Genomic DNA, 9,672 nt, shown 5'->3' with positions numbered 1-9,672 from the left:
AAGGAGCCGACGCAATGGTGAGTAACGAGGACAAGCTCCGGGACTACCTCAAGCGGGCCACCGCTGACCTGCGTCAGGCCCGCCGACAGCTCCGCGAGGTCGAGGAGCGGCACCAGGAGCCCATCGCGATCGTCGCGATGAGCTGCCGCTACCCGGGCGGCGTGCGCACCCCCGAGGAGCTGTGGCGGCTCGTCCTGGACGGCGAGGACGCGATCTCCGGCTTCCCCACGGACCGTGGCTGGGACGTCGAGTCGCTCTACGACGCCGACCCCGACCAGGCGGGCGCCAGCTATGTGAACGAGGGCGGGTTCCTCTACGACGCGGGCGGCTTCGACCCGGCGGTCTTCGGGATCTCGCCGCGCGAGGCCATGGCGATGGACCCGCAGCAGCGGCTGCTGCTGGAGGCGTCCTGGGAGGCGTTCGAGCGGGCCGGGATCGACCCGACCGGGCTGCGCGGCCACCGGACGGGTGTGTTCGCGGGCGTGATGTACCACGACTACACCTCGCGGCTGGACTCCGTGCCCGAGGGCGTCGAGGGCTTCCTGGGCACCGGCAGCTCCGGCTCCATCGCCTCCGGCCGGGTGTCGTACACCTTCGGTCTGGAGGGCCCGGCGGTCACCGTCGACACGGCGTGCTCGTCGTCGCTGGTCACCCTGCACATGGCGGTGCAGGCGCTGCGCAACGGCGAATGCTCGCTCGCGCTCGCGGGCGGTGTCACCGTGATGGCCACGCCCTCCACGTTCACCGAGTTCAGCCGGCAGCGCGGGCTCGCCGCCGACGGCCGCTGCAAGCCCTTCGCCGCCGCCGCGGACGGCACCGGCTGGGGCGAGGGCGTCGGCATGCTGCTGGTCGAGCGGCTGTCGGACGCCCGTCGACACGGCCACCCGGTGCTCGCGATCGTCCGAGGCTCGGCCATCAACCAGGACGGCGCCTCCAACGGCCTCACCGCCCCCAACGGCCCGTCCCAGCAGCGCGTCATCCACCAGGCGCTCACCAACGGCCGCCTCTCCGCCGCCGATGTGGACGCCGTCGAAGCACACGGCACCGGCACCACGCTGGGCGACCCGATCGAGGCGCAGGCGCTGCTCGCCACGTACGGTCAGGAGCACACCGAGGACCAGCCGCTGCTGCTCGGCTCCATCAAGTCCAACATCGGACACACCCAGGCCGCCGCCGGTGTCGCCGGGATCATCAAGATGGTCATGGCCATCCGCCATGGTGTGCTGCCCAAGACGCTGCACATCGACGAGCCGACTCCGCATGTGGACTGGTCGGCGGGGGCGGTGGCGCTGCTCGCCGACACCACCCCCTGGCCGGAGACCGGCCGTCCGCGCCGCGCCGCCGTGTCCTCCTTCGGCTTCAGTGGCACCAACGCCCACACCATCCTCGAGCAGGCCCCCGCCGAGGAGGCCGAGGAAGCCACCGAGGAAGCCACCGAGGGACCGGCGGCCCCGACGAAGCGGCTGGACGTGCTGCCGTGGGCGGTGTCGGGCAAGAGCGCGGCGGGGCTGCGCGCCCAGGCCGAGCGGCTGCTGGCCCACCTCGAGGCCGACCCGTCCCTGAACCCGGTGGACGTGGCCCTCTCGCTGACCACCACCCGGGCCCAGCTCGACCACCGCGCCGTGGTGCGCGGCCACGACCGCGACGAACTGCTGGCCGGGCTCACCGCCCTGGCCGAGGGCGGCATGGCGGCGGGCGTCGCACAGGGCTCCGTCGTCGGCGGCCGCACGGCGTTCGTCTTCCCCGGGCAGGGGTCGCAGTGGGCCGGGATGGCGGTGGGGCTGATGGACGCCTCGCCCGTCTTCGCCGCGCGGATCGAGGAGTGTGCGGCGGCGCTGGCGGAGTTCACCGACTGGTCGCTGGTGGATGTGTTGCGGGGTGCCGAGGGCGCGCCGTCGCTGGACCGGGTGGATGTGGTCCAGCCGGTGCTGTTCGCGGTGATGGTGTCGCTGGCCGAGCTGTGGCGTTCGCTGGGCGTCGTCCCGGCGGCCGTGGTCGGCCACTCCCAGGGAGAGATCGCGGCGGCGTGTGTGGCGGGGATTCTGTCGCTGAAGGACGCGGCGCGTGTGGTGGCGCTGCGCAGCCAGGCCATTGGCCGGGTGCTGGCGGGCAAGGGCGGCATGGTCTCGGTGGCGCTTTCCGTGGCGGATGTACGGGAGCGGATCGCCCCCTGGGGCGAGGAGCGGATCTCGGTGGCGGCCGTCAACGGCCCGTCGTCGGTGGTGGTTTCGGGTGAGCCCGAGGCGCTGGAGGAGCTGCTGGCGTCCTGCGAGGCCGATGAGGTGCGGGCGCGCCGGGTGCCGGTGGACTACGCCTCGCACTCGGCCCAGGTCGAACTCCTCCGCGAGGAACTCCTGGAGCTGCTGGCGCCGGTGGAGCCCAAGGCCGCCGAGGTGCCGTTCCTCTCCACCGTGACGGGGGAGTGGGTCGAGGGCCCGGAGCTGGACGCCGAGTACTGGTTCACCAACCTCCGTCGCACCGTTGAGCTTGAGGGTGCCGTTCGCCGGCTGCTCGATGAGGGCTTCGGAGCCTTCATCGAGTCCAGCGCGCACCCCGTCCTGACGATGGGTGTGCAGGAGACCGCCGAGGACGCGGGCCGCGAGGCCGCCGCGATCGGCTCGCTGCGCCGCGACGAGGGCGGCCTGGACCGCTTCTGGGCCTCCGTCGGCGAAGCGTGGACGCGGGGCGTCACCGTGGACTGGGCCGGGGTGTTCGACGGTACGGGCGCGGCCCGCGTCGAACTGCCCACGTACGCCTTCCAGCACCAGCACTACTGGCTCGAGGCGGGCAGCCCCGCCGCTGCCGCCGCCGTCGCCGACCCCGTCGAGGCCCGCTTCTGGGAGGCCGTCGAGCGCGAGGACTGGCAGACGCTCGCGGCCGAGCTTGACGTCGACGGCGACGAGCGGGTCAGCGCGCTGCTGCCCGCCCTTGCGTCGTGGCGCAAGCAGGCCCGTGAGCAGTCCACGGTGGACGGCTGGCGCTACCGCGTCACCTGGAAGCCGCTCGCCGACAGTCAGTCCGCGCGGCTGACCGGCACCTGGCTCGTCGTCGCCCCGGACACGGGGGACGCCGAGGACACCGGGACCGCCTGGACCGACGCCGTGGCCGGTGTGCTCGCCGAACGCGGCGCCGTCGTGACGCGGATCGCCGTGGACACCGGCGCCGACGGCCGCGACGAGCTGACCGAGCGGCTGCGCGCCGCGCTCGCGGAGACCGACGGCATCCCGTTCACCGGAGTGCTGTCGCTGCTGGCCCTCGACGGCCGTCCGCACCCCCGGCACCCCTCCGTCCCGGCCGGAGTGGCGGCGCAGCTCGCGCTGGTGCAGGCCCTCGGCGACGCGGAGATCGGCGCGCCGCTGTGGTCCGCCACCCAAGGCGCGGTCTCCGTGGGCCGCGCGGACCCGCTGGACTCCCCCGAGCAGGCGCTGGTCTGGGGCCTGGGCCGGGTGGCCGCGCTGGAGCACGGCGAGCGCTGGGGCGGTCTGGTGGACCTGCCCGGGGCGCCCGAGGAGCGGGCGCTGGCCCGGCTGGTGACCGTGCTCGCCGGGGCCGAGGAGGAGGACCAGGTCGCGATCCGCGCCACCGGGCTGCTCGTACGCCGTCTGGTGCGCGCCCCGCTGGCCGCCACGCCCGCCGTACGGGCCTGGAAGCCGTCCGGTACGACGCTGGTCACCGGCGGTACGGGCGCGTTGGGCGCCCACGTGGCGCGCTGGCTGGCGGGCAACGGGGCCGAGCATCTGGTGCTCACCAGCCGCCGTGGCCTGGACGCCCCGGGCGCGGCGGATCTGCGGTCCGAACTGACCGAGCTCGGTGCCAAGGTCACCATCGCCGCGTGCGATGTGGCCGACCGCGTCCAGGTCGAGGCGCTGCTCGCGGACATCCCCGCCGAACACCCGCTGACCGCCGTCGTCCACACCGCCGCCGTGCTGGACGACGGGGTGATCGAGGGTCTGACCCCGGCGCAGGTGGACCGGGTGCTGAAGGTCAAGGTGGACGCCACCCGCCACCTGCACGAGCTCACCCGGGATCTGGACCTGAGCGCGTTCGTGCTGTTCTCCTCCTTCGCGGCCACCTTCGGCGCGCCCGGCCAGGGCAACTACGCGCCGGGCAACGCCTTCCTGGACGCCTTCGCCGAGCACCGGCGCGCCCAGGGCCTGCCCGCCACCTCGCTGGCCTGGGGCCCGTGGGGCGAGGGCGGAATGGCCGAGGGCGGCGTCGGTGACCGGATGCGCCGCCACGGCGTCATCGAGATGGCGCCGCGGTCGGCCGTCACCGCGCTCCAGCACGCGCTGGAACGCGACGAGTCGGTGCTCACCGTCGTCGACATGGAGTGGAAGCGCTTCGTCCTCGCCTTCACCTCCGGCCGCTCCCGTCCGCTGCTGCACGACCTGCCCGAGGCGCGGGACGTCATCCAGGACATGGCCGGGGACGCCGAGGCGGACGGCGCGGGCGCGGTCGCTCTCGCGCAGCAGCTCGCCGGGGTGCCGGAGGCCGAGCAGGAGCGGCTGGTGCTGGAGCTGGTGCGCACCGCCGTCGCGGCCGTCCTGGGCTACGCGGGCGCCGACGACGTCGAGGCGGGCCGGGCCTTCAAGGAGCTGGGCTTCGACTCGCTGACCGCCGTCGAACTGCGCAACCGGCTCAGCGCCGCCAGCGGGCTGAAGCTGCCGCCGACCCTGATCTTCGACTACCCCACCCCGACCGTGCTCGCGCGCCAGCTGCGCACCGAGATCGCGGGCGGGCAGCGGGCCGCCGTGGCCGCGCTGCCGACCGCGGCGGCGCTCGCCGACGACGAGCCGATCGCCATCGTCTCCATGAGCTGCCGCTTCCCGGGCGGGGTGCGCACCCCCGAGGAGCTGTGGCAGCTGCTCGTCTCCGGTGGCGACGCGCTGTCGGAGTTCCCGGCCGACCGCGGCTGGGACATCGAGTCGCTGTACAACCCGGACCCGGACGCGCAGGGCACCAGCTACACCCGCGAGGGCGGATTCCTCACCGGGGCCGCCGACTTCGACCCCACCTTCTTCGGGATCTCGCCGCGTGAGGCCATGGCGATGGACCCGCAGCAGCGGCTGCTGCTGGAGACGTCCTGGGAGGCGTTCGAGCGTGCGGGCATCGACCCGGCCACGCTGCACGGCAGCCCGTCCGGTGTCTTCGTCGGCACCAACGGCTCCGACTACTCCATCGTCATGCGCAACAACACCGAGGGCTATGAGGGCCACCTCGCCACCGGCAGCGCCGCGAGCGTCGTCTCCGGCCGCCTCTCGTACACCTTCGGCCTGGAGGGCCCGGCGGTCACCGTGGACACCGCGTGCTCGGCGTCGCTGGTGGCGCTGCACCTGGCCGTCCAGTCGCTGCGCCAGGGCGAGTGCTCGATCGCGCTCGCGGGCGGGGTGACCGTGATGGCCACCCCGGGCACTTTCATCGAGTTCAGCCGCCAGCGCGGACTGTCCTCCGACGGCCGCAGCAAGGCGTTCTCCTCGGACGCGGACGGCTTCAGCCCGGCCGAGGGCGTGGGCATGCTGCTGGTCGAGCGGCTGTCGGACGCGCGTCGAAACGGCCACCCGGTGCTGGCCGTCGTGCGTGGCTCGGCGATCAACCAGGACGGCGCGTCCAACGGTCTGACGGCGCCCAACGGCCCGTCCCAGCAGCGCGTCATCCGGCAGGCCCTCGCCAACGCCCGACTGTCTCCCGCCGAGGTGGACGTCGTGGAAGCACACGGCACCGGTACGACGCTGGGCGACCCGATCGAGGCGCAGGCGCTGCTCGCCACCTACGGTCAGGAGCGCCCCGACGGGCAGCCCCTGCTGCTCGGCTCCATCAAGTCCAACATCGGCCACGCCCAGGCGGCCGCCGGTGTCGCGGGTGTGATGAAGCTCGTGCTCGCGCTGCGCCACGGCGTGCTGCCGGAGTCGCTGCACATCGTCGAGCCCACCCCGCATGTGGACTGGTCGGCGGGCGACATCGAGCTGCTGACCGGGGCGCGGGAGTGGCCGGAGACCGGCCGTCCGCGCCGGGCCGCCGTCTCCTCGTTCGGCTTCAGCGGTACCAACGCACACGCCATCATCGAGCAGGCGCCCGCCGAGGAGCCCAACGAGGCCGAGCCGGTGACCCGCCCGCTCGGCGCGCTGCCGTGGACGGTGTCCGGCAAGAGCGAGGCGGCGCTGCGCGACCAGGCCGCCAAGCTGCTGGCCCACCTCGACGCCGACCCCGCCCAGCGCCCGCTGGACATCGGCCACTCGCTGGCCACCACCCGCGCCGCCTTCGACCGGCGCGCGGTGCTGGTGGGCACGGATCGGGACGATTTCGTCCGGGGTTTGGACGCCCTCGCTAGGGGGCAGGTCCTGCCGAACCTGGTGCAGGGGGCCTCAATCGGGGGCAAGGCCGCATTCGTGTTCCCAGGACAGGGGTCACAATGGGTAGGCATGGCCGTGGCGCTGTTGGATGCTTCACCGGTGTTCGCTGCCCGTATTGATGAGTGTGCCGCCGCGCTCGCAGAGTTCACCGACTGGTCGTTGGTGGATGTGCTGCGCGAGGCGGAGGGCGCACCGTCACTGGAGCGGGTGGACGTTGTTCAGCCGGTGTTGTTCTCCGTGATGGTTTCGCTCGCGGAGCTGTGGCGTTCGCTGGGTGTGCGGCCGTCGGCCGTGGTCGGCCACTCGCAGGGTGAGATCGCGGCGGCGTGTGTGGCGGGGATTCTGTCGCTGAAGGACGCGGCGCGTGTGGTGGCGCTGCGCAGCCAGGCGATCGGCCGGGTGCTGGCGGGCAAGGGCGGCATGGTGTCGGTGGCGCTTCCGGTGGCGGACGTACGGGAGCGGATCGCGCCGTGGGGCGAGGAGCGGATCTCGGTGGCGGCCGTCAACGGCCCGTCGTCGGTGGTTGTCTCCGGTGAGCCCGAGGCCCTCGGGGAGCTGGTCGCCGCGTGTGAGGCCGATGAGGTGCGGGCGCGCCGGGTGCCGGTGGACTACGCCTCGCACTCGGCCCAGGTCGAGCTGCTCCGCGAGGAACTCCTGGAGCTGCTGGCGCCGGTGGAGCCCAGGGCCGCCGAGGTGCCGTTCCTCTCCACCGTCACGGGGGAGTGGATCGAGGGCCCGGAGCTGGACGCCGAGTACTGGTTCACCAACCTCCGTCGCACCGTTGAGCTGGAGGGCGCGATCCGGCGGCTGCTGGACGAGGGCTTCGGTGTGTTCATCGAGTCCAGCGCGCACCCCGTCCTGACGATGGGTGTGCAGGAGACCGCCGAGGACGCGGGCCGCGAGGCCGCCGCGATCGGCTCGCTGCGCCGCGACGAGGGCGGTCTGGACCGCTTCTACATCTCGCTGGGCGAGGCGTGGACGCGTGGCGTGGCCGTGGACTGGGCGGCGGTGTTCGACGGTACGGGCGCGGCCCGCGTCGAGCTGCCCACGTACGCCTTCCAGCACCAGAGCTACTGGCCGCAGCCGGCCGACACCCCGGCCGATGAGTCGGGCGCCCAGTCGGATGCCGTGGACGCCCGCTTCTGGGAGGCCGTCGAGCGCGAGGACCTGGAGTCGCTGGCCGACACCCTCGCGTTCGCGGACGACGGCGAGCGGTCCTCGCTCGGCGCCGTCCTGCCGGCCCTGGCGTCCTGGCGCAAGCAGGCCCGTGAACAGTCCACGGTGGACGGCTGGCGCTACCGCGTGACCTGGACCTCGCTGACCGAGGCACAGGCCCCGCGGCTGTCCGGGACCTGGCTGCTGGCCGTGCCCGAGTCCGCCGCCATCGACGACTGGACGCTCGGCGCGGTGCGGATGCTCACCGAACGCGGCGCCGAGGTGCGGCAGATCACCCCGACCGCCGTGGAGTCGGACCGCGCGTCGCTGACCCGACTGGTGCGCGAGGAACTGGCCGACGCCGGAGCCGTCTCGGGTGTGCTGTCGCTGCTCGCCTTCGACGCGGGCACCGCGCCCGGCACCGACGGTGTCAGCGCCGGGCTGGTCGGCACCGCCGTGCTGATCCAGGCCCTCGGCGACGCCGGGGTGGACGCGCCGCTGTGGTGCGCCACCCGGGGCGCGGTCGCCGTCGGCCAGACGGACCAGGTGGAATCCCCCGAGCAGGCGCTCGTCTGGGGGCTCGGCCGGACCGCCGCACTGGAGTACCCGGAGCGCTGGGGCGGTCTGGTGGACCTGCCCGGGGCGCCCGACGAGCGGGCGCTGGCCCGGCTCGCCGGGGTGCTCGCCGGGACCGACGGTGAGGACCAGCTCGCGGTGCGCGCGGCCGGGGTGTTCGCCCGCAGGCTCGCCCACGCCCCGCTGGCCGGCGCTCCCGCCGTACGGTCGTGGAAGCCGTCCGGTACGACGCTGGTCACCGGCGGTACGGGCGCGCTGGGCGCCCATGTGGCGCGCTGGCTGGCGGGCAACGGGGCCGAGCACCTGGTGCTCACCAGCCGCCGCGGCCTGGAGGCGCCGGGCGCCGCCGAACTGCGGGACGAGCTGACCGAGCTGGGCGCCGAGGTCACGGTCGCCGCGTGCGACGTGGCCGACCGCAAGGCCGTCGAGACGCTGCTCGCCGCCATCCCGGCCGACCGGCCGCTCACGGCCGTCATGCACGCCGCGGGCGTCCTGGACGACGGCGTCCTGGACGCGCTCACCCCGGAGCGGTTCGCCACCGTCCTCGGCCCCAAGGCCGACGCGGCGCGCCATCTGGACGAGCTGACCCGCGATCTGGACCTGTCCGCGTTCGTGCTGTTCTCCGGTATCGCGGGCACCCTCGGCGACGCCGGACAGGGCAACTACGCGGCGGCCAACGCCTATCTGGACGCGCTGGCCGAGCGGCGCCGCGCGGCGGGCCTGCCCGCCACCTCGGTGGCCTGGGGCCGCTGGGGCGAGACGGGCCTGGCCGCCGACGGCGCCATCGGTGAGCGGCTGGACCGGGGCGGCGTCCCGGCGATGGCCCCGCACGCCGCGATCACGGCGCTCCAGCGGGCCCTGGACCACGCGGACACGGTCGTGGCCGTCGCCGACATCCAGTGGGACCGCTTCGCCTACGGCTACACGGCGGTACGCCCCAGCCCGCTCATCGGCGAGCTGCCCGAGGTCAAGCGGTTGCGGGAGACCGGCGGCCCGGCCGGTGAGGCAGGCGCGGCGACCGACGGGTCCCCGGCGGACGCGCTGCGCAAGCGGCTGGCCGGGATCTCCCGGGCCGAGCAGTCCGTGGTGGTCCTGGAGGTCGTGCGCACGAACGCGGCCGCCGCGCTCGGCCACCCCTCGACCGACGAGGTCGGCGCCGGGCGGGCGTTCAAGGAGCTGGGCTTCGACTCGCTCATCGCGCTGGAGCTGCGCAACCGGCTGACCGCCGCCACCGGGCAGAAGCTGCCCGCCACGCTGGTCTTCGACTACCCGACCCCGGCGGCGCTCGCCGAGTTCCTGTGCGGCCGGATCGTGGGCGACGGCGGTACGGCCGCGGCGCCCGGGCTCGCGGAGCTCGACGCGCTGGAGTCCGCGCTGTCCGTCCTGGACCCCGACAGCGAGGCACGGGACGACATCGCGGCCCGGCTGCGGGACCTCGCGGCGAAGTGGGCGGAGCCCCGTACGGCCGATGCCGAGGCGGCCGACGGCGACGGCGGCACCGTGACGGAGAAGTTGCAGGAGGCGACGCCCGACGAGGTCTTCGCCTTCATCGACAAGGAACTCGGAATCTGAGGATCGACGGGTCCGAGGG

General features: G+C 74.2%; 1 protein-coding gene. It reads left to right on the top strand.

The features are described from left to right. The first annotated feature begins 14 nt into the window (after positions 1 to 14). Positions 15 to 9,653, top strand: a complete 9,639-nt coding sequence (locus tag KHP12_RS20870; RefSeq protein ID WP_211833435.1) for a type I polyketide synthase — start codon at positions 15 to 17, stop codon at positions 9,651 to 9,653. Positions 9,654 to 9,672 lie beyond the last annotated feature (19 nt).

This window comes from Streptomyces asiaticus, assembly GCF_018138715.1.
Lineage (GTDB): Bacteria > Actinomycetota > Actinomycetes > Streptomycetales > Streptomycetaceae > Streptomyces > Streptomyces asiaticus.
Note: the sequence above shows the minus strand (reverse complement) of the source record. Positions and strands in the feature narration are given on the sequence as shown.